The organism is Streptomyces sp. So13.3 (assembly GCF_005860785.2).
In the GTDB taxonomy this organism is placed as follows: domain Bacteria; phylum Actinomycetota; class Actinomycetes; order Streptomycetales; family Streptomycetaceae; genus Actinacidiphila; species Actinacidiphila fildesensis.
In genome coordinates this window covers 4,084,324-4,108,510 of sequence record NZ_CP048835.1, presented here as the reverse complement: position 1 = coordinate 4,108,510, position 24,187 = coordinate 4,084,324, and the positions used below count along the sequence as shown (strand labels likewise).

Sequence of the window (24,187 nt, the reverse complement as noted above, 5' to 3'; positions counted from 1 at the left end):
CAACTCTCCGTATGGCGCCCGTTTCTGGCCTAGACTTCCCGCCATGTCCGGCCGGTTGATGTTCGGGACGCCCCGCGGCTCACGCCGCGGGGTCGCCCTGACGATGGTTCTCGGCGCCGTGCTGGCCACCGGCGCGGCAGTCGGCACCCTGGCGGTTCCGGCCCGGTCCGCGTCGGCCGCGCAGAGCAGGATTCCGGCGCGCAACGTCGTCGACTCCGACGCGATCGCCAAGGCGATCGACGAGGGCAAGGTCGGCCCGGAGGCCGCCGAAGAGCTGGTCAGCCGCAGCGGCGACCGCTGGTCCTCGTTCTACACCGCCCAGGAGTACGCGGGCCTGCAACAGGCCCTGGACGGCCGGTACGTGGGCGTCGGGCTCTGGGTGCGGCGCACCGGCGGTGGCTGGATCCAGGTGGCCCGGGTGCAGGCCGGCAGCCCCGCGGCGCTCGCGCGGGTGCAGGTCGGCGACCGGCTCCAGTCGATCGACGGGGTGCGGGCGGACGGCAAGCCGGTCACCGAGGTCGTGGCGGAGCTGCGCGGCGACAACGCCGCGGGGTCCGTCGTCCGGCTCGGCCTGGACCACGCCGGCGGTAACCGCGACATCACGCTGCGTCGCGCGGTGCTGGCCACCGAGGCCGTCACCGTCGGGAAGCTGGAGGGGGACGTCACCTCCATCAAGATCGAGGCGTTCACCAAGGGCGTCGGCGGCCAGGTGCGGTCCGCGGTACGTGCCGCGGTGCGCGCCGGGAGCCGGGGCGTGCTGCTCGATCTGCGTGGCAATTCCGGCGGTCTGGTCACCGAGGCCGTCACGGTCTCCTCGGTCTTCCTCGACGGCGGCCTGGTCGCCACCTATGACGTGCACGGCCGGCAGCGCGCCCTCTACGCCAGCGACGGCGGCGACACCGAGACCCCGCTGGTGGCCGTGGTCGACGGCGGCACCATGAGCGCCGCGGAGCTGCTCGCGGGCGCGCTGCAGGACCGCGGCCGGGCGGTCGTGGTGGGCTCGCGGACCTTCGGCAAGGGCGCGGTGCAGATGCCCAGCGAACTGCCGGACGGCTCGGTCGCCGAGCTGACCGTCGGCCACTACAGCCTGCCCGACGGGCGGAACGTGGACGGCAGGGGCATAGAGCCCGACCTCACGGTGAGCGGCGGATCGGCCCCCTCGGGAGCCTCCGACAAGGCGGTCGCGGAGGCCAGACAAGTATTGAGTGGCCTCAGACCCCCCTCCTAGTGCGAGAATGGCCGCGCTATGGCGAAAGAGACTGGTCACAAGCTGATCGCGCAGAACAAGAAGGCGCGCCACGATTACCTCATCCTGGACACCTTCGAGGCGGGCCTGGTGCTGACCGGCACCGAGGTCAAGTCGCTGCGCATGGGCCGTGCCTCGCTGGTGGACGGCTTCGCGCAGCTGGACGGCGGTGAGGCGTGGCTGCACAACGTCCACATCCCCGAGTACACCCAGGGGACGTGGACGAACCACGCGGCGCGCAGGAAGCGCAAACTCCTGCTGCACAAGACCGAGATCGCGAAGCTGATCCACAAGACGCAGGAGTCGGGCCACACGATCATCCCGCTCCAGCTGTACTTCAAGGACGGCCGGGCGAAGGTCGAGATCGCGCTGGCCAAGGGCAAGAAGGAGTACGACAAGCGGCAGACCCTGCGTGAGAAGCAGGACACCCGGGAGTCGAACCGCGCGATCTCCGCGGTCCGCAGGCGCCAGCGCGCCTGACACCCGCGCGCGAGGTGCCGCGCCCGGCCCGGGCGCGCGGGAATGCAGTGGCCCGTCAAGGCGTTGGTCACGTACGATGGGTGCAGCGCCACCGGATCTGTCGGGTTCGCCCGGCTGCGCCGGTGACACTTTGAAAAATCAACATGGGGATGATCGGTTTCGACTGGGGATGTCGAAGCAGGGGAAGCGAGCCGAGGAAGCGGCAATGATCTCGTTAACCATATGTCGCAAAACATAATCGCCAACACCAAGCGCGATGCCTCCGCTTTCTCCCTCGCTGCCTAATAAGTAGCTAGAGAGAAAGCTCTACGGAGTGTCAGCCCAGGAGCTGTTCCCGGCCTGGATCCTGGCATAATCAAGGGAACTAAACTTCATGACCCGGTCACGGGGGCTTGAAGGAAACCAAACAGTGACTGAGCCCGTTGGCAACTTGTCCGCGTGATTGCCAGGGCTGAGAAAAGCACAGCGGACTGCGCTCGGAGAAGCCCTGATTCCGCACCACAGGACGCGGGTTCGATTCCCGCCATCTCCACCAACCCCATGTATGACGAAGGCCTCGCCGCTCACGCGGTGGGGCCTTTTTCATGTGCGCTTTCCGGGAGTGTCCCTCCCGTGCGCTTCCCGTGCACCCGAAGGGCCAGGGCGGCGGCCAGTGCGCCCGCGGCGGCCGGGAGCCAGAAGCCGGTGCCCGGGGGAAAGCGTTCGGCGGCGGTGCCGGCCAGGGCGGCGCCGGTGGAGATGCCGGCCAGGATGCCGGTGACGGCGAGGGTCATGCCCTCGTTGAGGCGGGCCGGCGGGGCGAGGCTCTGCACCAGGGTCATGCCGTTGACCATGGTGGGGGCGGTGGCGCAGCCGGCGAGGAAGAGACAGCAGGCGAGCGCCGGCAGCCCGCCGGCGAGCAGCGGCAGGGTCATCAGGGCGGCCATCGCCGCCACCGAGGCCGCGAAGCGGGCCGTGGCGGGTCCGGTGGGCTTGGACAGGCCGTAGAACAGGCCCGCGGTGCCGGAGCCTGCGGCCTGCAGGGCGAGGACGGCGCCGGCCGCCGACGCGTGTCCGCGGGCGTCGGCGAAGGCGATCGTGGTGACCTCCAGCGAGCCGAAGATCACCCCGGTGCAGAAGAACACCGCCAGCAGGGCCGGCAGGCCGGGTACCCGCAGCAGGGAGCCGCTACGGGCCGCGGAGCGTCCGGGGGCGGGCGGCTCGGTGCCGCGCTGGGCGGCGAAGAGCAGTACCCCGCTGAGCAGCAGGACGTTCGCGACCAGCATGCCCGCCTCGGGGAAGAGCGCCGTGCACAGGAACGCGGCCAGTACCGGGCCGAGCATGAAGCACAGCTCGTCGGCGACCTGCTCGAAGGAGTTGGCCACATGGCGGGCTGCGGGGTCGTCCCGGTAGAGGTGCGCCCAGCGGGCGCGGGCCATGCCGCCGGTGTTCGGGGACGTGGACCTGGCGGTGTACGCGGCGAAGAGCGTCCAGGACGGGGCGTCGTAGCGCACACAGAGCAGCAGGACGAGGCAGGCCGCCACGGACCACACGGTGGCGGGCACGGCGATCCTGGCCTGCCCGTACCGGTCGGTGAGCCGGGCTACGACCGGGGCGAGGACGGCGGTCGCGGCCATGCCGGCGGCGGCCACGGCGCCCGCGAGGGCGTAGGAGCCGCGGGTCGTGGCGATCATGATGATCAGGCTGACGCCGAACATCCCCATCGGGGCGCGGGACAGCAGGCTGCCCACCGTGAAGGCGGTGGCGCCCGGAGCGGCGAAGATCCGCCGGTAGGCGCCGAAGCGGCCGGACGGCGTCGGGGTGGTTGACGGTGCGGTCGGCGGCGATGAGGGTGCCGCCGGGGGCCATGAGCAGCAGCGGTGCGGGACGGTGCATGCGATCAGCTTCGTGGCGGGCTCCCGTCGCGGTCCAACACCTGATCGGCGGCCATTGACGCATTTGTGTTGTCAATGGCTTCGGGCGAGGGGCCGGTGTTCAATGGCCGCGTGCCTCATGACCTGGAACCCCGCCTGCTGCGCGCATTCACCGCCGTCGCCGAGGAACTGCATTTCTCCCGTGCCGCGGCGGCGCTCTATGTGGCGCAACAGGCCCTCAGCCGTGACATCCGGCGGTTGGAGCGGGAGTTGGGCGCCGAATTGTTCGTCCGCACCACCCGGCGCGTCGAACTCACCGCCGACGGGGAAAGGCTTCTTCCTTACGCGCGGCGCGTGCTCGCGGCACAGGACGAGCTCGCCGCGGCCTTCGCGGCGGCCGACCGGCCGCTGCTCGTCGACGTCAGCGCGCCCGTCAGCACCGGGCGCCGGGTACTGGACGAGGCGCGCGCGACGGCTCCCGGCAGCGAGCTGATCGCCCGCTTCCACAGCGGTCTCACCGGCGCCGCCGCCGATATCCTCGCCGGCCGGCTGGACGTCTCCTTCGGCCGTGTCGCGGGGCTGGCCCCGGCCGCCCTGTCCCGGCTCGACCACCGGCCGGTGCGCTACGAGCCGATGGCCGTCGTCCTGTCGCAGGAGCACCCGCTCGCGCGCCTGGAGCGGATCCCGCTGGACGCGCTCGCGGGGGAGACGCTGTACGCGGGGGCCGGGAATCCGACCACCGCCGAGTGGACCGATCTCGCCGAGCGGCTCTTCGCGGGCCGGGGGATCGCGGTGGCCGCGCCCTTCCCGCAGATCGAGGGCGAGGCGGAGTTCATCCGGCTGGTGGCGAAACACCGCTGGCCGGTACTGGCCACCACCGAGTTCGTCGACATGCCCGGCGCGGTGCTCCGGCCGCTGGTGGACCCCGTTCCGCTCGCCCTGGTCTCGATGGTCTGGCGCCGCGGGCTGCGCCACCCCGGGCTGACCGCCCTGCACGAGGCGGTGACCGCCCTGGCGGCGGCCGGACGCTGGCTGCACCGGCCCGCCGGCAGCTGGCTCCCGGATCCCGACGCGCACCTCGCGGCGCTCCCGGATCCCGACGCGCGTCCCGCGGTGCTCCCCGATCCCGACGCGCGTCTCACAGCGCCCCCCGGCGCCGGGTGAGTGCATGGTTCCCCCCGCGTCACCTCGGGCCATCGGGCGGTAACCGGCCGTTCCTACTGTCGTGGACGACACCCGACACCGGCAGGGCCTGGAGGCGTAATGCATGCCACCGCTACGGAAACGCGCAAGGGGAGCCGCTGGATCGAGCAGTGGGATCCGGAGGACACCGAGTTCTGGGAGAACGGCGGACGCAGGACCGCCAACCGCAATCTGCTCTTCTCCGTCCTGTCCGAGCACATCGGCTTCTCCGTCTGGACCCTGTGGTCGGTCCTGGTGCTCTTCATGGGCCCCCAGTACGGCATCGACCCGGCCGGGAAGTTCTTCCTGGTGGGCACGGCGACCGCGGTCGGCGCCCTCGTCCGGGTCCCGTACACGTTCGCCGTGGCGCGCTTCGGCGGCCGCAACTGGACGGTCTTCAGCGCGCTGATGCTGCTGCTCCCCACCATCGCGGCCGCGGTCGTGATGAAGCCCGGCACCTCGTACACCACCTTCATGCTGGTGGCGGCGCTCACCGGGGTGGGCGGCGGCAACTTCGCCTCCTCCATGACCAACATCAACTCCTTCTTCCCGCTCCGGAAGAAGGGCTGGGCGCTCGGCCTCAACGCGGGCGGCGGCAACATCGGCGTGCCGGTGATCCAGCTCGTCGGGCTCCTGGTGATCGGTACGGCGGGCGCCGCGCACCCGCGGATCCTGCTCGGGGTGTACATCCCGCTCATCGTGATCGCGGCGACGCTGGCCGCGCTGCGGATGGACAACCTGGCGCCGGTCAGGAACGACACCGGTGCGGCCCGGGAGGCGGTGCGGGACGCCCACACCTGGATCATGTCCTTCCTCTACATCGGCACCTTCGGCTCGTTCATCGGCTACAGCTTCGCCTTCGGCCTCGTGCTGCAGAACCAGTTCGCCCGCACCCCGCTGCAGGCCGCCTCGATCACCTTCATCGGGCCGCTGCTCGGCTCGCTGATCCGTCCGGTCGGCGGGCGCCTCGCGGACCGGTTCGGGGGAGCGCGCATCACGCTCTGGAACTTCCTCGGGATGGCCGCCGCGACGCTCGTCGTCGTGCTCGCCTCCGTGCAGAAGTCGCTGCCGGTCTTCACCACGGGATTCATCGCCCTGTTCGTGCTCACCGGGCTCGGCAACGGCTCGACGTACAAGATGATCCCCGGCATCTACCACGCCAAGGCGCTCGCCAAGGGCCTCAGCGGTGAGGCGGCCGCGGCGTACGGGCGCCGGCTCTCCGGGGCCTCCATGGGACTGATCGGCGCGGTCGGCGCGCTCGGCGGCCTCGGCATCAACCTGGCGTTCCGCGAGTCCTTCCTCACCGCGCACACCGGAACCCCGGCCTTCGTCTCCTTCCTGGCCTTCTACGCGGTGTGTTTCGCGCTCACCTGGGCCGTATACCTCCGCCGTCCCGCCGCTCCGCCGGCGCTCTCCCCGGCGGCGGAACCGGCGCCGCAGCTGAGCTACGCGGAGGTGTGAGCGGGCCCGGCCGCGCCAGGGTCCGGGATACGGGATACGGGCGTAACACCCGGGAAATCCTGGCGATCCCCGCCCGTCACCCCGTGTTGGCACGATGCGTCCGACCGGCGGATCGGCCGGACGTGACCATCCACCGGCGGCGGGGGCCACCAGGTACGTGTACCTCCAGCGGAGCGGGGCAAGCCATGCAGGTGCGGAAGACAGAACAGGGTGCGGACGGTGCCCGGGCGCCGTCGGCCGAGCCCACCGACACCACGGCACCCGTCACGGCGCCCGGGAAACTCGCCGCGGCTGCCTCCGTGCTGCCGCTGGCAGGCTTCACGGTCGGGGTGACGGCGGCCCGCCGGGCCGATGAGCTGGCCGCGCTGCTGGAGCGGCGCGGGGCGGTGGTGCTGCGGGCGCCCGCGCTGCGGATCGTGCCGCTGCTGGACGACGCGGAACTGCTCTCGGCGACCAAGGAACTGCTCGACAACGGACCGGACATCGTGGTGGCCACCACCGCGATCGGGTTCCGCGGCTGGATCGGCGCCGCCGACGGCTGGGGCCTCGGCGAGGCCCTGCTGGCCCGGCTGAGCGGGGTGGAGGTGCTGGCCCGCGGGCCCAAGGTGAAGGGCGCGATCCGGGCGGCCGGGCTGACGGAGACCTGGTCGCCCGCCTCCGAGTCGATGGCCGAGGTGCTCGACCGGCTGCTGGAGCAGGGGGTGGTGGGCCGGCGGATCGCCGTCCAGCTGCACGGTGAGCCGCTGCCCGGCTTCATCGAGTCGCTGCGGGCGGCGGGTGCCGAGGTCGTCGGCGTACCGGTGTACCGGTGGATGCCGCCGGAGGACATCGGGCCGGTCGACCGGCTCATCGACGCGGCGATCGCCCGGTCGCTCGACGCGGTGAGCTTCACGAGCGCCCCGGCGGCCGCCTCGCTGCTGGAACGCGCCGACCGGCTCGGCCGGCTCGACAAGCTGCTCGACGCGCTGCGGCACGACGTCCTGCCGGCCTGTGTGGGACCGGTCACCGCCCTCCCCCTGGAGGCCCACGACATCCCGACGTTCCAGCCGGACCGCTTCCGGCTCGGCCCGCTCGTCCAGCTGATCGCCGCCGAACTGCCGGGACGGGTACGGGCGTTGCCCGTCGCGGGCCGCCGCGTCGAGATCCGCGGCCAGGCGGCCGTCGTCGACGGCGAACTGCGGACCGTACCGCCCGCCGGCATGGCGCTGCTGCGCGCGCTGGCGCGGCGGCCGGGGTGGGTCGTCCCGCGCGCGGATCTGCTGAAGGCCCTGCCGGGCGCGGGCAGCGACGAGCACGCCGTCGAGACCGCGATGGCCCGGCTGCGGACGGCGCTGGGGGCGCCCAAACTCATCCAGACCGTCGTGAAGCGGGGCTACCGGCTGGCACTGGACCCGCTGACGGACGAGAAGTACGCGGGGGAGGAGTAGACCCCGTCCACCGGCCCGTCCATCCACCTGCCCACCGGCCCGTCCCTTGACCTAGCCCCGGTGGCCCCGGCGGGGCACTCTGGGGGCAGCGGGTGACGGGCGGCGGCTGGAAGGGTGACAGGCACATGACGGTTACGGCCTCCTCCGAGCTTCGATTCGACACCGGGCGGGTGAGCCTCGACCTCCTCGCGACGGTCACCGGACGCCTCTCCGAGGAGCCCGTCGACCGTCTCGACTCGCCGCGCCGCCTCACCGAATGGCTGTACGGCACCGGGCTCGTCCCGAGCGGTACGGCGGTGGCCGTCGACGCGGCATGGCTCGGCCGCTTCCTGGTGCTGCGGGACGTGCTGCGGCGCGTCGTGGCGACCCAGCTGGCGACCCCGCCGGCCGACGCGCCGTCTCCGGACGTTCCCGCCGAGCCGCTGCCGACGACGCCCACGGCCGCCGACGTCTCCCGGCTCAACGCCGCCGCCCTGGCAGCACCGCCCGCGCCCAGCGCCCGGTCCGCGCCGGACGGCACCCTCGTCCGCACTCTGGCCGCGCAGCCCGACTGCGGGGCCCTGCTCGCGGCCGTCGCCCGCGACGCCGTCGAGCTGCTCACGGACCCCGCCGCACGGGCCCAGCTGCGGCAGTGCGAGGGGAGAGCTGCTCCCTGGTCTACCTCGACGCGTCGCGCGGACGGCGGCGCCGCTGGTGCAGCAGCGAGATCTGCGGCAACCGGGAACGCGTCGCCCGCCACCGCCGCCGCGCGGTGGCCGCCCAGGCCTGACCGCGCGACGGTCCATCGCCCACCCACCGTCCACCCACCCTCGGTCCGTCCGGATCGGCCGACGATCGGCCGCGTCATCGGCCGGGGTGGGGAATCGCAAGCCCGTCGCAGGCGGAGTGGTGCGCAGGGGGGTGCGGGTCGCGTACGGTTGCAGGCTGCCCCGTGCGTGTAGCCGAACCCGCACGGAGCGCTCTCAACGCACAGGAGAAGGGGGTCTTGCGTGGCCGCGCAAACCGCAGCGCCCGGGGGGGTCCGGGACGTGGAGATCGCCGTCGAACAGGCGCACCTGGACCGGGTGTACCGCCGGCTCGAGGAGAAGATCCACGAAGCCGAGTTCCTTATGGATGACGCCGCCAAACGCGGTCAGGTGGGAACACCCGGCGCGCTCGCGGAGCGCGACGCGCAGGTGTTCCGCGCCGGGTTGCACCTCAACCGGCTCAACGCGGAGTTCGAGGACTTCCTCTTCGGACGCATCGACCTGCTGCAGGGCAAGGACGGAAAGCGTGGCGCCGACGGCGCGTTCACCTCGCTCGAACCCGCGGACGACGCCGTCGTCAACGACGCCGCGAAGATCGCGGAAGTGCTGCACATCGGCCGCATCGGCGTCCTGGACGCCGACTACGCGCCGCTGGTGATCGACTGGCGGGCGCCCGCGGCCGCGCCGTTCTACCGCTCGACACCGGTCGCCCCCGGACGGGTGGTGCGCCGCCGCGTCATCCGGTCCAAGGGCCGCAGGGTGCTGGGGGTGGAGGACGACCTGCTGCGCCCGGAGCTGGAGACCGGGCTGCCGGTGGTCGGTGACGGTGCGCTGATGGCCGCCCTGGGGCAGGCCCGCAGCCACACGATGCGCGACATCGTGGCGAGCATCCAGGCCGAGCAGGACATGGTGATCAGGGCGCCCGCCGCGTCCGTCACGGAGGTCACCGGGGGCCCCGGCACCGGCAAGACGGCGGTCGCGCTGCACCGCGCCGCGTATCTGCTCTACCAGGACCGCCGGCGGTACGCGGGCGGCATCCTGGTGGTCAGCCCGACGCCGCTGCTCGTGGCGTACACCGAGGGCGTCCTGCCGTCGCTCGGCGAGGAGGGCCAGGTCGCGATCCGCGCCGTCGGCTCGCTCGTCGACGGCGTGGAGGCCGATACGTACGACGAGCCCGCGGTCGCCCGCATCAAGGGCTCGCTGCGGATGCTGAAGGTGCTGCGCAACGCCGCGCGCGGCGCGCTGGAGGCCCCGCAGGCGGGCAGGCCGCAGCAGCAGGCCGCGCTCTTCGAGGACGACGAGGAGGAGAACGGGGCCGAGCAGCGTGTCTCCCGCACCACGCTGCGCGTCGTCGCCTTCGGGCGGCGGCTGGAGCTGGGCGAGCAGGAGCTGTCGTCGATCCGGCACAACGTGCTGGGCGGCACCGCCCCCGTGAACCTGCTGCGCCCGCGCGCCCGCAGGCTGCTGCTGGACGCGCTGTGGCGGAAGGCCGGACGCCGCTTCGACGACCAGGAGCTGGCGGCCGAGGAGCGCCAGGGCTTCGACGAGGACATCTCGACGGAGCCGGAGTTCCTGGACTTCCTGCAGGCCTACTGGCCGATCCTCACCCCGCGCGGGGTGCTGGCGGCGCTGGCCGACGAGAAGCGGCTCGGCCGTTGGGCGCGCCGGGTGCTCACCCCGCCCGAGGTGCGCCGGGTGGCGCGTTCGCTGCGCCGCGACGGTGTGACCGTGCACGACGTGGCGCTGCTCGACGAGTTGGAGACGCTGCTGGGCCCGCCGCCGCGCCCGAAGAAGCGCGACGCGGACCCGCTGGACATGCTGACCGGTCTCGACGAGGTCACCACCTCGGCCGACCGGATGGGCGGCGGCCGCCGCAACCGGGCGGACCGGCTCGACGAGGAGCGGACCGAGTACGCGCACGTCATCGTCGACGAGGCGCAGGACCTGACGCCGATGCAGTGGCGGATGGTCGGCCGCCGCGGCAGGACCGCGACCTGGACGATCGTCGGTGACCCGGCGCAGAGTTCCTGGACGGATCCCGACGAGGCCGCCCAGGCGCGCGAGGAGGCGCTCGGCAGCCGGCCGCGCCGCCGCTTCACGCTGACGGTCAACTACCGCAACCCGTCGGAGATCGCCGATCTGGCGGCGAAGGTGCTGCAGCTGGCGATGCCCGGCATGGAGTCGCCGCGCGCGGTGCGCTCCACCGGCCTGGTGCCGCGCTTCGCGGTGGCCGGCGCCGATCTGGGCGCGGCGGTGCGCGCGGAGGCCGAGTTGCTGCTGGCCGACGTGGACGGCACGGTCGGCGTCGTGGTGGCCATGGGCCGCCGCGGGCAGGCCCGCAAGTGGCTGGCGGGGCTCGGCGAACGGGTGGTGGCGCTGGGCAGCCTGGAGGCCAAGGGCCTGGAGTACGACGCGACGATCGTGGTCTCCCCGGCGGAGATCGCCGACGAGTCGCCGGCCGGACTGCGGGTGCTCTACGTGGCGCTGACCCGCGCCACCCAGCGGCTCACGGTGCTCTCAGGTGAGCGCGACAGCCCGGACGGGTCCGGTGTCCCGGACCTGCTGCGGGACTGACGGCAGCCGCCGTCCGGGACCTGAGCGGGTCCCGGACGGTGCTGGTGGAACGACGACGGGCGCCCCTCGTGAGAGGGGCGCCCGTCGGACGTTGGTGACACCGACCCGCCATGCTCGCCTCGCGGCAAGTGGGCGCTCGAAGCGCCTAAGGTTGGGCCCGGGGGCTTGGATCGAGCCGGTGCCGTACCCAGGCTAACAAACCGTCCCGTGGGTTGCTTCCCGCATCTGCCGACAACCCGGAATTTGCTCAAGGTCACAGTCCGGGCTTGAAAATTCAGCCTGTTTCTCGCATGGTGGAAGTATCTTTCCGTTGCCAAGGTCACGGTTACGCGTACCGGCCAGTAGGTGCAACGATCGAGCGGCAGAGCGTTTGAACCAGCAGGCAGCGGAAGAAGGTCGTCAGGATGGCAACGGCGCCAAGCGTCTCGTACTCGATCACGGTACGGCTGGAGGTCCCGGCGAGCGGGACCGCGGTCAGCCAGCTCACCACCGCGGTGGAGTCGTCGGGAGGGTCGGTGACCGGTCTTGACGTGACCGCCTCCGGCCACGAGAAGCTCCGGATCGACGTGACCATCGCGGCCACGTCCACCGCGCACGGCGACGAGATCGTCGAGAAGCTGCGCGGCATCGAGGGCGTCGTCCTCGGCAAGGTCTCCGACCGTACGTTCCTGATGCACCTCGGCGGCAAGATCGAGATGCAGTCGAAGCACCCCATCCGCAACCGTGACGATCTCTCGATGATCTACACCCCGGGCGTCGCCCGCGTGTGCATGGCCATCGCCGAGAACCCCGAGGACGCCCGCCGCCTCACCATCAAGCGCAACAGCGTCGCCGTCGTCACCGACGGCTCCGCGGTGCTCGGCCTGGGCAACATCGGCCCGATGGCCGCCCTGCCGGTCATGGAGGGCAAGGCGGCGCTCTTCAAGCGCTTCGCCGGCATCGACGCGTGGCCGATCTGCCTCGACACCCAGGACCCCGACGAGATCGTGGCGATCGTGAAGGCCATCGCGCCGGGCTTCGCGGGCATCAACCTGGAGGACATCTCCGCGCCGCGCTGCTTCGAGATCGAGGCCCGGCTGCGGGAGATGCTGGACATCCCGGTCTTCCACGACGACCAGCACGGCACCGCCATTGTGGTGCTTGCCGCACTCACCAACGCGCTGCGTGTCGTCGGCAAGGACATCGGCGACGTACGGGTCGTCATGTCGGGTGCGGGCGCGGCCGGTACGGCCATTCTCAAGCTGCTCATCGCCGCCGGCGTGAAGCACGCGGTCTCCGCCGACATCCACGGTGTCGTGCACGCGGGACGCCCCGACCTCGTCGACGCCGACCCCGAGTCGCCGCTGCGCTGGATCGCCGACAACACCAATCCTGAGGGCATCACGGGCACCCTCAAGGAGGCCGTGCGCGGCGCCGACGTCTTCATCGGCGTCTCCGCCCCCAACGTCCTGACCGGCGACGATGTCGCCGCGATGGCCCAGGGCGCGATCGTCTTCGCCCTCGCCAACCCCGACCCCGAGGTGGAACCGGCGGTGGCCCGGCAGACCGCCGCGGTGGTCGCCACCGGCCGCAGCGACTTCCCCAACCAGATCAACAACGTCCTGGTCTTCCCTGGTGTCTTCCGCGGCCTGTTGGACGCTCAGAGCCGTACGGTGAACACCGAGATGATGCTGGCCGCCGCGCACGCTCTCGCCGATGTCGTCGGCGAGGACGAGCTGAACGCGAACTACATCATTCCCAGCGTTTTCAACGACAAGGTGGCGGGCGCCGTCGCGGGAGCCGTTCAGAAGGCGGCAAAGGCGATGGGCGCGGCAACCGACTCGACGGCCACTGTGTGACGACACTGGGTCATCGCAACGCATCCGAGCCGCTTTTTCAGCGACTCGCTCGGGTGCCGGATTGGCTTTCCCCCCATATATGGGGGCAGGATGCAACTCGGGCAGTGAGGCAGCATCAGCTTCAAGCTCGCGCCCCCCTGGCAGAAAGAACACGGGAGTAAAGATATGAACCGCAGTGAGCTGGTGGCCGCTCTGTCCGAGCGCGCCGAGGTGACCCGTAAGGACGCCGACGCCGTACTGGCCGCTCTCGCCGAGACCGTCGGCGAGATCGTCGCCAAGGGCGACGAGAAGGTCACCATTCCCGGCTTCCTGACCTTCGAGCGCACCCACCGTGCCGCTCGCACCGCGCGCAACCCGCAGACCGGCGACCCGATCCAGATCCCGGCCGGCTACAGCGTGAAGGTCTCCGCGGGCTCCAAGCTCAAGGAAGCCGCCAAGGGCAAGTAGTTCCCGACTGGCAAGGCAGAGGGCGGCCATCCCCCCGGGGGGATGGCCGCCCTTGCTGTGTCCGGGCTCCGGACGGGCCCGCGGGCCCGTCCGGGGGAGTGCTAGACGCTCACGGGGTTCGGCAGCTCGACGTTGGCCCCCAGCTCCGCGAGCTTCGCCATGAAGTTCTCGTAGCCGCGGTTGATGAGGTCGATGCCGTGTACCCGGGAGGTGCCCTGGGCCGCCAGGGCGGCGATCAGGTACGAGAAGCCGCCGCGGAGGTCGGGGATGACCAGATCGGCGCCCTGCAGCTTCGTGGGGCCGGAGACGACCGCCGAGTGCAGGAAGTTGCGCTGGCCGAACCGGCAGGCGGAGCCGCCCAGGCACTCGCGGTACAGCTGGATGTGCGCACCCATCTGGTTGAGCGCCGAGGTGAAGCCCAGCCGGGACTCGTAGACCGTCTCGTGGACGATCGACAGGCCGGACGCCTGCGTCAGCGCCACCACGAGCGGCTGCTGCCAGTCGGTCTGGAAGCCGGGGTGGACGTCCGTCTCCAGCGCGATGGCGTTGAGCGGGCCGCCCGGGTGCCAGAAGCGGATGCCCTCGTCGTCGATCTCGAAGGCGCCGCCGACCCGGCGGAAGGTGTTCAGGAACGTCATCATCGACCGCTGTTGGGCCCCGCGGACGTAGATGTTGCCCTCGGTGGCCAGCGCCGCGCTCGCCCAGGAGGCCGCCTCCAGGCGGTCCGGGAGCGCGCGGTGGTTGTAGCCGCCGAGCTTGTCGACGCCGGTGATCCGGATCGTCCGGTCGGTGTCCATCGAGATGATCGCGCCCATTTTCTGCAGAACGCAGATCAGGTCCTCGATCTCCGGCTCGACCGCCGCGTTCGACAGTTCGGTGACGCCCTCGGCCAGCACGGCCGTCAGCAGCACCTGCTCGGTCGAGCCGACCGACGGGTACGGCAGCGTGATCTTGCAGCCGCGCAGCCGCTGCGGGGCTTCCAGGTACTGGCCGCCGGGCCGCTTCTCGATGGTCGCGCCGAACTGCCGCAGCACGTCGAAGTGGAAGTCGATCGGCCGGCCGCCGATGTCGCAGCCGCCCAGGCCCGGGATGAAGGCATGCCCGAGGCGGTGCAGCAGCGGGCCGCAGAACAGGATCGGGATCCGGGAGGATCCGGCGTGCGCGTCGATGTCGGCCACGTTGGCGCTCTCGACGTGCGAGGGGTCGAGCACCAGCTCGCCCGGTTCCTCACCGGCCTGGACCGTTACGCCGTGCAGCTGGAGCAGCCCGCGCACGACGCGGACATCGCGGATGTCGGGCACGTTGCGCAGTCGGCTCGGCTCGCTGCCGAGGAGGGCGGCGACCATGGCCTTCGGCACGAGGTTCTTCGCGCCGCGGACACGGATCTCGCCCCGGAGCGGGGTTCCGCCATGGACAAGCAGTACGTCGGAAGCGTCGGTCATGGATCTCGCGTTCCTGGAGACAGTCATAAAAATGGGCGGGGTCCCCGCAGGCACCAAGAAGAAATGGTAATGCGCCTACAGGGAACTCCTGTAAGCCCAGGAGGCGCCAGCTGTGTCATGACTTCGCTACAGCCGCTCCGGCCCGTCTGGTTACCAGCCGGTACAGGGCACCCCGGGCCGGCGGGGCCCACCGCTCGACTGCCCGCACGCTGCGCGATTACGCCGGGGCCGGTCGTTGGCACCCCGCGACGGCCCGGGATGCGGGATCATGTTGACCATGACGGAGGTCACTTCGCTCACCGGCAGGCTGCTCGTGGCGACGCCGGCTCTGGCGGACCCGAATTTCGACCGTGCGGTGGTACTCCTTCTCGACCACGACGAGGCGGGGTCGCTCGGCGTCGTGCTGAACCGACCGACCCCGGTCGGGGTGGGCGATGTACTCCAGCCGTGGGCGGTGCTCGCCGGGTCACCTCCGGTGGTGTTCCAGGGCGGCCCCGTCTCGCTGGACTCCGCCCTGGGGCTGGCCGTGGTCCCCGGTGAGTCCTGGGACGACGGGGACGACGCCCCGCTGGGCTGGCGGCGGGTGCACGGCGCGATCGGCCTGGTGGACCTGGAGGCCCCGCCGGAACTGCTCGCGGCGGAGCTGGGATCCCTGCGGATCTTCGCCGGCTACTCCGGATGGGGGCCGGGTCAGCTGGAGGCGGAACTGGTCGACGGCGCCTGGTACGTCGTGGAGTCGGAACCGGGTGATGTGTCCTCACCGGACCCGGAACGGCTGTGGCGCTCCGTGCTCAGGCGGCAACGCAATGAATTGGCGATGGTGGCCACGTACCCGGACGACCCGTCGCTCAATTAGGCTTGACGGTTATGAGCACTCTTGAGCCCGAACGCGGGGCCGGTACTGGCACCCTCGTCGAGCCGACCCCGCAGGTGTCGCACGGCGATGGCGACCACGAGCGCTTCGCACACTATGTCCAGAAGGACAAGATCATGGAGAGTGCGCTCTCCGGATCTCCGGTGGTAGCGCTGTGCGGGAAGGTCTGGGTGCCGGGACGGGACCCGAAGAAGTACCCGGTCTGCCCGATGTGCAAAGAGATCTTCGAGACGATGCCCCTCGGTGGCGGCGACAAGGACAAGAGCGGCAAGAACTGACCGCAGGTCTACGCCTGATTGGTCTATGCCAATTCGGTGCCGGCGGGGCAGGATGTCGGTCATGGATCTGATCCCCGCCCCGCGCCAGGTGTCCGACGACTCGGGGGACGAGTTCTTCGTCCTCGGACCTGACACGGTGCTGGCCGCCGGGCCGGGCACGGAGCGGGCGGAGAGATGGCTGCGCTCCGAACTCGGAGCGGCCACCGGTCACCGCCTCGCGCCGGGCAACGGCTCGGAGACCGACGCCATCAGGATCACGGTCGCCGAGATGGTCACCGACGATCTCGGCCCCGAGGGCTACCGGATCATGGTGTCGCCGACCGGTGTCCATCTCTACGGCGGCGGCCCGGCGGGCGTCTTCTGGGGCGCGCAGACGCTGCGTCAGCTGCTGGGCCCGGACGCCTTCCGGCGCGCACCGCTCGAAGGCCGCGAGTGGCGGATCCCGTTCTGCCACATCGAGGACTCACCGCGCTTCGGCTGGCGCGGCTTCATGCTCGACGTGGCCCGGCACTTCATGCCCAAGGACGCGGTGCTGCGCTATCTCGACCTGATGGCCGCGCACAAGCTCAACGTGCTGCATCTGCACCTCACCGACGACCAGGGCTGGCGCGTGGAGATCAAGCGCTACCCGCTGCTCACCGAGGTGGGGGCCTGGCGCGAGCGCACCAAGGTGGGGCTGCGGGAGTCCGAGCTGTGGGACGAGCGGCCGCACGGCGGCTACTACACCCAGGACGACATCCGCGAGATCGTCGCCTACGCGGCGCAGCGGCACATCACCGTGGTGCCCGAGATCGACATCCCCGGGCACTCGCAGGCCGCCATCGCCGCCTATCCCGAACTGGGCAACACCGACGTCGTCGACACCGGCGCGCTCTCCGTGCTGACCAGTTGGGGCGTCAACCCCAATGTGCTGGCCCCCGCCGACAGCACCCTGCGCTTCTACGAGGGCGTCTTCACCGAGCTGCTCGACCTGTTCCCGTCCGAGTTCTTCCACATCGGCGGCGACGAGTGCCCCAAGGAGCAGTGGCGCGCCTCCGCGGCCGCGCAGGCGCGGATCAAGGAGCTGGGGTTGGCCGGTGAGGACGAGCTGCAGAGCTGGATCATCCGGCACTTCGACGGCTGGCTCGCCGAGCGCGGCCGCCGGCTGATCGGCTGGGACGAGATCCTCGAAGGCGGCCTGGCTCCTGGTGCGGCCGTCTCCTCCTGGCGGGGCTACGAGGGCGGGATCGCCGCCGCGCGGGCCGGGCACGACGTCGTGATGTGCCCCGAGTCGCATGTCTATCTGGACTGGCGGCAGTCGGACCGGGCCGACGAGCCGGTGCCGATCGCGCGGGTGCGCACCCTGGAGGACGTCTACCGGTTCGAGCCGGTGCCCGCGGAGCTCACCGAGGAGCAGGCCGCGCACGTCATCGGGACCCAGGCCAACGCCTGGACCGAGGTGATGGACTCACCGCGGGTCGTCGACTACATGGTGTTCCCGCGGCTGGCGGCGGTCGCCGAGGTGGCCTGGTCGGAGCTGCCCGCGCCCGCCGAGCGGGACTGGCCGGACTTCGAGCGCCGAATGGAAGTCCACTACGCACGACTTGACGCGCTCGGTGTGGAGTACCGCCCGCCCGGTGGTCCGCTGCCGTGGCAGCGGCGCCCGGGTGTACTCGGACGCCCGATCGACGGACCACCCCCGATCGTGTGAGCAATACCGCAACATCTGTCCCCCGCAAGGGCGGGCCTGGCACGGTGGATTGGCGTATCTTCGCAACACCCTCGAAGAGCGTTAATCCCGACACTGGGGTGATACCCGACAGAACGGGGCATCCCCTCCCGTGGAGGGCAGGCCCGCACTTCGCGGACCCTCGCGTTGACCATCGCGGAACATGTGCCAGAGTTGCCACGTCCGGGCTGTCAGCACGTACGGTACGGCTACCGCACGGCGGAGAGCCGGGAAGGGGCAGCTGCGTGAGCACGAATGCACAGCAGACGGCACGCAACGTCACGTTGCCGTCCTCGCTCGACGAGGCGGTGGCGGCGCTCGCCGCCGCGCCCAGCGCCGTGCCCGTGGCCGGCGGCACCGACCTGATGGCGGCCGTCAACTCCGGGCTGCTGCGGCCGGCCGGGCTCGTCGGTCTGGGCCGGATCAGCGAGATCCGCGGCTGGCAGTACGCCGACGGCCACGCCCTGCTCGGCGCGGGCCTCACCCACGCCCGGATGGGCCGCCCCGACTTCGCCGCGCTCATCCCGGCGCTCGCCGCCGCCGCCCGCGCGGCCGGACCACCGCAGATCCGCAACGCGGGCACCCTCGGCGGCAACATCGCCACGGCCGCGCCCACCGGCGACGCACTGCCGGTGCTGGCCGCGCTGGAGGCGAGCGTCATCCTGGCCGGCCCCGGGGGCAACCGGGAACTGCCGGTCAGCCATCTGCTGACCGGGATGGACCCGCTGCGCCCCGGCGAGCTCCTCGCTTTCGTGCGCGTACCGCTGCTGCACGCGCCGCAGACGTTCCTCAAGGCCACCGGCCGCACCGGCCCCGGCCGGGCGCTGGCCTCGGTCGCCGTCGTCCTGGACCCCGCCCGGCGCGGGGTGCGCTGCGCGGTGGGCGCGGTGGCGCCCGTACCGCTGCGGCCGCTGGAGGCCGAGCGGTGGGTCGCGGGACTGATCGACTGGGACGGCGGCCGGCTGCTCGCCCCCGAGGCGTGCACGGCCTTCGGCGAGTACGTCGCCGGAGCGTGCATCCCGGACCCCGTGCCGGGGCCGGACGGGGCCGAGGCCGTCGAGCTGCCGCCCGCCGCCGTACAACTGCGCCGCACCGTGGCGGCGCTGGCCCGCCGAGCGCTCGGGAGGGCACTGGCATGACCGACCAGCCGCAGCCGCAGCCGGGCACCCCGCTCACCCCGGGCACCTGGCAGCCCGTGCCGGGCGGCGGGGACTACGACCCCGACCAGACCATGCACGTCTCCTTCGCGGCGATGCTGCCGCCGGTGGCCGACGCGGGCGACGCGGCGACCCAGTGGTCGATCCCGCTCGTCGCGGCCGACCCGGTGGAGGAGTCCGGCGAGTACTCCCTGGGCGCCGTCACGGACGGCTTCACCGCGCCGTGGGCCGGCCGGCACCCCGACGAGACGCACTCCCGGCCCGACGCGCCCGCCCCGCGGCCGTTCAGCGCCGGGCAGTTCGGCCAGGGCGCGGCGGCGACCGCGGCCCGGCCGCCGGCCGGTAACGCCGGGCACGACCTCAGCGCGCAGGCCGTCGCCGAGCACGGCGGCGAGCCGGCCGGACCGTACCCGCCGGCCGGCCACGGGCCCGGCGAGGACGCGCGGCCGCTGGACGCACAGGACCCGGCGGCCCGGCACCCGTACTTCGCCGAGCACCCGCCGTCCGCCACCGCCGGCGCGATGCCGCCCGCCGACGGGGCCGGGCACTGGAGCCTGCCGTTCGTCGCGGAGGACGCGGCGGACGAGTCCGGCGAGTACCCCGTGGGCGCCATGGGGGCGGTCCCCGGAGCCGAGTCCGTCGTGGTGACCGAGGACGACCAGGAGGCGGCGGAGAGCCCCTCCGACGGGCCCGTCGAGCACGCGGAGCACGCGGAGCACCCGGAGCAGACCGAAGCGGCGGCGGACGACGAGGAGCCGGCGCCCGAAGAGGCGCACAGCGAACACCCGCTCGCCTCCTACGTGCTGCGCGTCAACGGCGCCGACCGGCCGGTGACCGACGCCTGGCTCGGTGAGTCCCTGCTGTACGTCCTGCGGGAGCGGCTCGGCCTGGCCGGCGCGAAGGACGGCTGTGAGCAGGGCGAGTGCGGAGCCTGTTCCGTACAGGTCGACGGCCGGCTCGTCGCCTCGTGCCTGGTGCCGGCCGCGACCGCGGCGGGCAGCGAGGTCCGCACCGTCGAGGGGCTGTCCGACGACGGGCAGCCGTCCGACGTGCAGCGCGCGCTCGCCGAGTGCGGCGCCGTGCAGTGCGGCTTCTGCGTTCCCGGCCTCGCGATGACCGTTCACGACCTGCTGGAGGGCAACCACAAGCCCACCGAGCTGGAGACCCGCCAGGCCATCTGCGGCAACCTCTGCCGGTGCACCGGCTACCGGGGTGTGCTGGACGCCGTCCAGGACGTCGTGGCGTCCCGCGAGGCCACCGCCGCCGAGCACTCGGACCACACTGCCGACGGGGCGCGGATCCCGCACCAGGGCGGGCCGCACGGCAGCCACCCGGGAGGCACCGCGTGACCCGCCGTACGATCCCGGGCCGACGGCCGGAGCCGCGGCACACGCGCCCGGCCGGCACGGGCGAACCCACCGGCAGCAGCGAGAGGGCAGCGGCATGACTGGATCCGACGCGGCCACGGCGGTGCCCGCCCAGGCCACCCGGACGCCCGCGGCGCCCGAACCGGTGCTCCACGGACTGGGCGTCTCCGTGCGGCCCGTGGACACCCTCGCGAAGGCGCAGGGGACGTTCCCGTACGCGGCCGACCTGTGGGCCGAGGGACTGCTGTGGGCCTCGGTACTGCGCTCCCCGTACCCGCACGCGCGCATCGTCCGCATCGACACGTCGGAAGCCACCTCGATGCCCGGCGTCCGGGCCGTCGTCACGCACGAGGACGTGCCGGGTGACGCCATGCACGGCCGCCGCGTCGCGGACCGGCCGGTCTTCGCCAAGGACATCGTCCGGCACCACGGCGAGCCGATCGCCGCCGTCGCCGCCGACCACCCCGACACCGCGCGGCTGGCCGCCGCGGCGATCCTCGTCGAGTACGAGGTGCTGGAGCCGGTCACCGACCCGGAGAAGGCGTTTGCCGCCGAGCCGCTGCACCCCGACGGCAACCTGATCCGCCACATCCCGCTGCGCTTCGGCGACCCCGACGTCATCGGCGACGTCATCGTCGAGGGCCTGTACCGGATCGGCCGGCAGGACCCGGCGCCCATCGGTGCCGAGGCCGGGCTCGCCGTGCCCCGCCCGGACGGCGGCGTCGAGCTGTACGTGGCCTCCACCGACCCGCACACCGACCGGGACCTGGCCGCCGCCTGCTTCGGTCTGGAGGCCGACCGGGTCAAGGTCGTCGTCACCGGCGTGCCCGGCGCGATGGGCGACCGCGAGGACTCCGGGATCCAGCTGCCGCTCGGGCTGCTCGCGCTGAAGACCGGCTGCCCGGTCAAGTTCGTGGCCACCCGCGAGGAGTCCTTCCTCGGCCACTCCCACCGTCACCCCACCCTGCTGCGCTACCGGCACCACGCCGACGCCGAGGGCCGGCTCGTCAAGGTCGAGGCGCAGGTGCTGCTCGACGCGGGCGCGTACGCCGACCACTCGTCGGAGGCGCTGGCCGCCGCCGTGGCGTTCGCCGCCGGCCCGTACGTCGTGCCGCACGTCTTCGTCGAGGGCTGGGCCGTCCGCACCAACAACCCGCCGTCGGGACACGTCCGCGGCGAGGGCGCGCTCCAGGTCTGCGCCGGGTACGAGGGCCAGATGGACAAGCTCGCGGCGAAGCTGGGCCTGGACCCGGCCGAGCTGCGGATGCGCAACGTCATGGCCACCGGCGACCTGCTGCCCACCGGCCAGACCGTCACCTGCCCGGCGCCCGTCGGCGAGCTCCTCAAGGCGGTCCGCGACGCGGACCTGCCGCCGTTGCCCGTCGACGAGGAGGAGTCGCAGTGGCTGCTCCCCGGCGGCCCCGAGGGCGCCGGAGAGCCGGGCGCGGTCCGGCGCGGGGTCGGCTACGCGCTCGGCATGGTGCACATGCTCGGCGCGGAGGGCACCGACGAGGTCTCCACCGCCACCGTACGGATCCACGACGGCCGGGCCACCGTCATCTGCGCCGCCGTCGAGACCGGCCAGGGCTTCACGACGCTCGCCCGGCAGATCGTCCAGGACGTGCTCGGCGTCGAGGACGTCGGCGTGCTGGCCGCCGACACCGACCAGCCGCCGTCCGGGGCGGCCGCCCGAGGCCGGCACACCTGGGTGTCGGGCGGCGCGGTCGAACGGGCCGCCAAGATGGTGCGCACGCAGCTGCTGCAGCCGCTCGCGGCCAAGTTCGGGATGTCCGTCGAGCTGCTCACCATCGCCGACGGCAAGATCACCTCGTACGACGGGGTGCTCAGCACGACCGTCGGCGAGGCGCTGGAGGGCAAGGAGCTGTGGGCCACCGCGCAGTGCCGCCCGCACCCCACCGACCGGCTGGACGACACCGGCCAGGGCGACGCGTTCGTCGGCCTCGCCTTCTGCGCGGTCCGCGCGGTCGTGGACGTGGACATCGAACTGGGCTCGGTACGGGTCGTGGAGATGGCCGTCGCGCAGGACGTCGGCCGGGTGCTGAACCCGCGCCAGGTCGCCGCCCGGATCGAGGCGGGCGTCACCCAGGGCGTCGGTCTCGCGCTCATGGAGGACCTGCGGGCCCCCCGCGGCATCATCAAGCGGCCGAACCTCACCGGCTACTCCCTGCCGACCGCGCTCGACGCCCCGGACGTGCGCATCGTCAAACTCGTCGAGGAGCGCGACGTGCTGGCGCCCTTCGGCGCCAAGGCGGTCAGTGCGGTCCCGGTGGTGGTCTCGCCGGCCGCCGTCGCCGCCGCCGTGCGCGCCGCCACCGGCCGCCCCGTCAGCCGGCTGCCGATCCGCCCGCAGGCAGCGGTCGTCAAGCCGCAGTCCTGACCGGGACGGCGCCGGAGAACGGACACCACAGCGGACAAACGGAAGGGCCCGGCAGCGATGCGCTGCCGGGCCCTTCGTCTTCCTCACGGAGGCCGTAGCGGGAATCGAACCCACGTGCCTCGCTTTGCAGGCGAGTCCCTAAACCACTCGGGCATACGGCCGTGTCGGTGACATCACCGACGATAGGGCGCCGCCCCCGGGGTCGGTCAACGGTCCCGGCGGGCCCGCAACAGGACTGCCATACGCCGTTCATGAACCGCGGCGGCCGCCCGGGAACGGTGGCACGCCTAGGGCGTGTTGCGAAAGTCCCGCCTGGCCCACGACGCCCGGCACGCGTACCCGCCGCCGTGGGCGCCGCGCTCCTGGTCCCCGGCGTCCTGCAGCTGCTGCCGCGCGGGACGTTCCGGGCCGCCCGCGGACTGCCCGCGGTGATCCTGCTGCGCGGGGTCGCCGCCGGATCGTTCATCGGCGCGGAGAGCTTCATCCCGCTGATGCTGGTCACCGAGCGCGGCTATTCGGCCACCCTGGCCGGGCTCTCGCTCACCGGCGGCGGCCTGACCTGGGCGCTGGGATCGTATGTGCAGAGCCGCCCGCGGCTGCAGCCGCACCGCGAGCGGCTGATCAGGATCGGCATGCTCCTGATGGCCGCCGCCGTCGCGGGACCGGCCCTCGCGCTCGCCCCGTCCGTGCCCGCCTGGATCGTCACCGTCTCCTGGATCGTCGGCGGCTTCGGCATGGGCCTGGTCATCTCCAGCGGCAGCGTCCTGCTCCTCAAGCTCTCCCGCCCCGACGAGGCCGGCAGCAACTCCGCCTCCCTGCAGGTCTCCGACGCCCTCGGCAACATCGTCCTCGTCGGCGCCTCAGGAGTCCTGTTCACCGCCCTGGGCGGCGGCTCCGGCCACTCCGGAGCCTTCGTGGCCGTCTTCCTCTCGATGGCGGGCGTCGCCCTCCTGGGCGTCCTCGTGGCGGGCCGGTTGACGCCGAAGGCGGTCTGATCCGGTCGTGGTACCGAGTGGTACCATGGCCTCATGCCTGGACTGAATGTTCGTTTCACCGACGATGAGCTGGAAGCCCTGCGCGAGCGCGCGGAGGCGGAGTCGACGAGCATGCAGGTCATCGCGCATGACGCGGTGGTGCGGGCGATCAGTGAGCGGGCGCGCCTCTTCGAGGCGGCGGCCACGCATGTCCTCCAGGCGAGCGAAGAGCTCAACCAGCGACTCGCGTGACGTACTACCTGACGCTTCCCGAGATCCTGAACCTGGCGAAGCGCCTCGGTGCTGATGAGGTGCGGGACTACGGGCTGCTGGATTCCGCGCTCGCCCGGCCGAGGGCGACCGTGTTCGGCCAGGATGCCTATCCGGACATCTGGCACAAAGCTGCCGCCCTCATGGAGTCACTGGCTCGCAACCGCGCACTGGTCGACGGGAACAAGCGGATCGCCTGGTATGCGACCTGGGTCTTCCTGCAGATCAACGGGCATACGCTGCGAGCGGGCTTCGACGTGGACGAGGCCGAGACCTTCGTGCTGAACGTCTGTCAGGGGGTGCTCGACGTGCCGAAGACCGCCGAGATCCTTCCCCGTTTCACCGGATGAGAGCCGGCACCCGGCGAGGCGAGCCCGGTCGCGGGACGCTCGGCGCGATGGCGTAGAACCGGGGTGACGGGCGTGCCGCAGGTACGCTTATGCGCTTGACGCTGTTGACGTCGAC

18 protein-coding genes, 1 tRNA gene, 1 other RNA gene and 2 pseudogenes are annotated in these 24,187 nt (G+C 72.3%); 19 read left to right on the top strand and 3 right to left on the bottom strand.

Annotated elements, in window-relative coordinates:
* Window positions 1–43: 43 nt before the first annotated feature.
* The 3 genes from C8250_RS18545 (at window position 44) to ssrA (ending at window position 2,261) form a co-directional block, all read left to right on the top strand.
* The gene (locus C8250_RS18545; protein WP_138357583.1) at window positions 44–1,228 is read left to right on the top strand and encodes a S41 family peptidase; all 1,185 of its coding nucleotides are present in this window, start codon (window positions 44–46) and stop codon (window positions 1,226–1,228) included.
* Between the two features lie 18 nt (window positions 1,229–1,246).
* The gene (gene smpB, locus C8250_RS18540) at window positions 1,247–1,726 is read left to right on the top strand and encodes an SsrA-binding protein SmpB (protein ID WP_138357582.1); all 480 of its coding nucleotides are present in this window, start codon (window positions 1,247–1,249) and stop codon (window positions 1,724–1,726) included.
* Between the two features lie 145 nt (window positions 1,727–1,871).
* Window positions 1,872–2,261: a transfer-messenger RNA gene (ssrA, locus tag C8250_RS18535) on the top strand.
* 28 nt (window positions 2,262–2,289) lie between these two features.
* On the opposite strand, the gene C8250_RS18530 is transcribed toward ssrA, so the two are convergent.
* Complete coding sequence (locus C8250_RS18530; RefSeq protein ID WP_244809829.1) at window positions 2,290–3,489, bottom strand: MFS transporter; 1,200 nt, start codon at window positions 3,487–3,489, stop codon at window positions 2,290–2,292.
* Between the two features lie 222 nt (window positions 3,490–3,711).
* Between C8250_RS18530 and C8250_RS18525 the strand changes: the two genes are divergently transcribed.
* The 7 genes and pseudogenes from C8250_RS18525 to C8250_RS18495 all read left to right on the top strand — a co-directional run bounded on the left by C8250_RS18525 (window position 3,712) and on the right by C8250_RS18495 (window position 13,254).
* Window positions 3,712–4,743, top strand: a complete 1,032-nt coding sequence (locus C8250_RS18525; protein WP_138357581.1) for a LysR family transcriptional regulator — start codon at window positions 3,712–3,714, stop codon at window positions 4,741–4,743.
* Between the two features lie 99 nt (window positions 4,744–4,842).
* Window positions 4,843–6,222: a nitrate/nitrite transporter gene (locus tag C8250_RS18520; protein ID WP_138357580.1), complete on the top strand. Its 1,380-nt coding sequence runs from the start codon at window positions 4,843–4,845 to the stop codon at window positions 6,220–6,222.
* A 299-nt stretch (window positions 6,223–6,521) separates the two neighbouring features.
* Window positions 6,522–7,649, top strand: a complete 1,128-nt coding sequence (locus C8250_RS18515; RefSeq protein WP_244809827.1) for a uroporphyrinogen-III synthase — start codon at window positions 6,522–6,524, stop codon at window positions 7,647–7,649.
* Between the two features lie 125 nt (window positions 7,650–7,774).
* Window positions 7,775–8,418: pseudogene (locus tag C8250_RS18510) on the top strand (ABATE domain-containing protein).
* 220 nt (window positions 8,419–8,638) lie between these two features.
* A complete protein-coding gene (locus C8250_RS18505) occupies window positions 8,639–10,969 on the top strand; it encodes a UvrD-helicase domain-containing protein (protein WP_138356566.1) in 2,331 nt (776 codons plus the stop codon).
* Window positions 10,970–11,373: 404 nt separating this feature from the next.
* Window positions 11,374–12,807: an NAD-dependent malic enzyme gene (locus C8250_RS18500; protein ID WP_138356567.1), complete on the top strand. Its 1,434-nt coding sequence runs from the start codon at window positions 11,374–11,376 to the stop codon at window positions 12,805–12,807.
* Window positions 12,808–12,972: 165 nt separating this feature from the next.
* Window positions 12,973–13,254, top strand: a complete 282-nt coding sequence (locus C8250_RS18495; protein WP_007264399.1) for an HU family DNA-binding protein — start codon at window positions 12,973–12,975, stop codon at window positions 13,252–13,254.
* Window positions 13,255–13,355: 101 nt separating this feature from the next.
* On the opposite strand, the gene murA is transcribed toward C8250_RS18495, so the two are convergent.
* A complete protein-coding gene (gene murA / locus C8250_RS18490; RefSeq protein WP_138356568.1) occupies window positions 13,356–14,696 on the bottom strand; it encodes a UDP-N-acetylglucosamine 1-carboxyvinyltransferase in 1,341 nt (446 codons plus the stop codon).
* A 277-nt stretch (window positions 14,697–14,973) separates the two neighbouring features.
* Here murA and C8250_RS18485 point away from each other — a divergent pair, with 277 nt between their 5' ends.
* The 6 genes from C8250_RS18485 to C8250_RS18460 all read left to right on the top strand — a co-directional run bounded on the left by C8250_RS18485 (window position 14,974) and on the right by C8250_RS18460 (window position 22,478).
* Entirely contained in the window at window positions 14,974–15,552 is a 579-nt protein-coding gene (locus tag C8250_RS18485; protein ID WP_138356569.1) for a YqgE/AlgH family protein, read from the top strand.
* Window positions 15,553–15,563: 11 nt separating this feature from the next.
* Window positions 15,564–15,848 (top strand): DUF3039 domain-containing protein, encoded by a 285-nt coding sequence (locus C8250_RS18480; RefSeq protein WP_138356570.1) that lies wholly within the window; start codon window positions 15,564–15,566, stop codon window positions 15,846–15,848.
* A gap of 61 nt (window positions 15,849–15,909) precedes the next feature.
* Window positions 15,910–17,538, top strand: a complete 1,629-nt coding sequence (locus C8250_RS18475; protein WP_138356571.1) for a beta-N-acetylhexosaminidase — start codon at window positions 15,910–15,912, stop codon at window positions 17,536–17,538.
* Window positions 17,539–17,801: 263 nt separating this feature from the next.
* On the top strand, window positions 17,802–18,695 hold the full coding sequence (locus C8250_RS18470) for an FAD binding domain-containing protein (protein ID WP_138356572.1): 894 nt from the start codon (window positions 17,802–17,804) through the stop codon (window positions 18,693–18,695).
* A complete protein-coding gene (locus C8250_RS18465) occupies window positions 18,692–20,062 on the top strand; it encodes a (2Fe-2S)-binding protein (protein WP_138356573.1) in 1,371 nt (456 codons plus the stop codon). The genes C8250_RS18470 and C8250_RS18465 overlap by 4 nt, the downstream gene beginning before the upstream one ends.
* 94 nt (window positions 20,063–20,156) lie before the next feature.
* Complete coding sequence (locus C8250_RS18460; RefSeq protein ID WP_138356574.1) at window positions 20,157–22,478, top strand: xanthine dehydrogenase family protein molybdopterin-binding subunit; 2,322 nt, start codon at window positions 20,157–20,159, stop codon at window positions 22,476–22,478.
* Window positions 22,479–22,567: 89 nt separating this feature from the next.
* Here C8250_RS18460 and C8250_RS18455 read toward each other — a convergent pair.
* Window positions 22,568–22,639 (bottom strand) — tRNA-Cys (locus C8250_RS18455).
* A 174-nt stretch (window positions 22,640–22,813) separates the two neighbouring features.
* On the opposite strand from C8250_RS18455, the pseudogene C8250_RS18450 reads away from it, so the two are divergent.
* The 3 genes and pseudogenes from C8250_RS18450 to C8250_RS18440 form a co-directional block, all read left to right on the top strand.
* Window positions 22,814–23,473: pseudogene (locus C8250_RS18450) on the top strand (MFS transporter); the annotation flags it as partial.
* Window positions 23,474–23,506: 33 nt separating this feature from the next.
* The gene (locus C8250_RS18445; protein ID WP_138356575.1) at window positions 23,507–23,704 is read left to right on the top strand and encodes a hypothetical protein; all 198 of its coding nucleotides are present in this window, start codon (window positions 23,507–23,509) and stop codon (window positions 23,702–23,704) included.
* Window positions 23,701–24,072: a Fic family protein gene (locus tag C8250_RS18440; protein ID WP_138356576.1), complete on the top strand. Its 372-nt coding sequence runs from the start codon at window positions 23,701–23,703 to the stop codon at window positions 24,070–24,072. The genes C8250_RS18445 and C8250_RS18440 overlap by 4 nt, the downstream gene beginning before the upstream one ends.
* The last annotated feature ends 115 nt before the right edge of the window (window positions 24,073–24,187 follow it).